The sequence below is a fragment of the Haemophilus parahaemolyticus genome, assembly GCF_002015035.1.
Taxonomy (GTDB): Bacteria; Pseudomonadota; Gammaproteobacteria; order Enterobacterales; family Pasteurellaceae; genus Haemophilus_A; species Haemophilus_A parahaemolyticus.
In genome coordinates this window covers 1-1,014 of the sequence record NZ_MUXY01000016.1, presented here as the reverse complement: position 1 = coordinate 1,014, position 1,014 = coordinate 1, and the positions used below count along the sequence as shown (strand labels likewise).

The 1,014-nt window shown below is 39.9% G+C and carries 2 protein-coding genes; both read left to right on the top strand.

Features of this window, described 5'->3' with window-relative positions:
• The first annotated feature begins 57 nt into the window (after nucleotides 1-57).
• The gene (locus B0185_RS08580) at nucleotides 58-576 is read left to right on the top strand and encodes a helix-turn-helix domain-containing protein (RefSeq protein WP_005706460.1); all 519 of its coding nucleotides are present in this window, start codon (nucleotides 58-60) and stop codon (nucleotides 574-576) included.
• Nucleotides 577-602: 26 nt separating this feature from the next.
• On the top strand, nucleotides 603-1,014 hold a 412-nt coding region (locus B0185_RS08575), incomplete at its 3' end, for an IS3 family transposase (protein ID WP_158077820.1).

Here is a 1,014-nt window from a genome sequence, read left to right as displayed (position 1 = left end):
TGATCTGCACCCCAAAAGTTGGACTAAACAACCAGCTGATTAAGGTGCGGATTTTTTATGACTAAATACCATCAACTTTTCAAACAACAAGTCGTGAATTTTTATTTCGAACATCACGAAAATCTTGCTTTCACATTGAAGTATTTCAACTTAGTGGCAAAAAGCGTTAGATGTTGGATTGCACAATACAAATATTCAGGTACTAATGGATTAGCGGTATTACACCGCAAAAGAATTTACTCTCCTGAATTTAAACATCGTGTTGTTCAAACCATTCTCTCTGGTAGATTTACGATGGAAAATGCGGCACTTTACTTTGGTATTGCGAGTAATGGAACCATTAGTCAATGGTTGAAAGCCTTTCGGAAAAACAGTATCAATGGGCTCCATCCCAAACCCAAAGGTCGTCCAAGTATAAAACCCAAATACGCTAAAATGCCTCTACCACCCAAAACAGAAGAAGAACGTTTACGCCTACGCATCCTTGAGCTAGAAGCCGAGGTGGCTTTTCTAAAAAAGTTGGACGAAATAATCAAGAGGGACGAAGCCAAACGGCAGAAACAGTCCAAAGTTTGAGAGTACATTATCCGTTAGAAATACTTTTGCCTATAGCGAAATTAGCACGAAGTATCTTCTTCTATCATCGCCAATCCAAACCTGATAGAGATAGCACACTAAAAGCCCGAATTCGTGATATTAAGCAGGCAGAGCCTAATTATGGCTATCGGCGAGTCAGTGCGAAGCTCGTGGGGGTGAACCATAAGCGCGTACAACGCTTGATTCAAGAAATGGGTTTACAAGTTCGCACGAAGAAACAGCGTAAATATAGCTCATATAAAGGTGAACAAGGCAAAATTGCACCGAACCTGTTACAACGGGATTTTAGCGCGAGTAAACCGAATGAGAAATGGCTGACTGATATTACCGAATTTAGAGTGAAAGACGAAAAGCTCTATTTTTCCCCGATTTTAGATTGCTTTAATAATGAACTGATTGCTTATGGATTAAGTCGTC

Excerpts from the sequence above, each read along its gene's own strand:
- B0185_RS08580 (WP_005706460.1), top strand. The coding sequence starts at position 58 with ATGACTAAATACCATCAACTTTTCAAACAACAAGTCGTGAATTTTTAT.